Here is a 332-nt window from a genome sequence, read left to right as displayed (position 1 = left end):
CTTTGGTGAAATGTTTGGATATCCTGATCCAAGCCGCCGTTTTACTATGGGACTTGGTTCCATTGTTTATGATGTTCTTGATGATTATATTGTCCATGCTTCTTTTCAACGATATCTTGCATCTGAACGTTCCGCTGCTTTAGAGCATTTGCATAATTTAGAAGATTTAAATATCTATCAAAACAGTGTTGTAATCTTTGATCGTGGCTATTATTCTGAAGATATGTTTCGTTACTGTGTCGAGCATCAGCACCCTTGTCTTATGCGCTTAAAACAGAATTATAACATTGCTAAGAAATGCTCTGGAGACATAATCACGGTTCTTCCCGGCA

At 37.7% G+C, this 332-nt stretch carries 1 pseudogene; it reads left to right on the top strand.

The annotated features are described in order from the left end of the window. Nucleotides 1-332, top strand: a pseudogene (locus LI162_RS15355) (IS4 family transposase); the annotation flags it as partial.

The sequence above is a fragment of the Mediterraneibacter sp. 210702-DFI.3.120 genome, assembly GCF_020561005.1.
In the GTDB taxonomy this organism is placed as follows: domain Bacteria; phylum Bacillota; class Clostridia; order Lachnospirales; family Lachnospiraceae; genus Mediterraneibacter; species Mediterraneibacter faecis.
The sequence above is the reverse complement of the archived record's forward strand: the minus strand, read 5'-3'. Positions and strand labels throughout refer to the sequence as shown.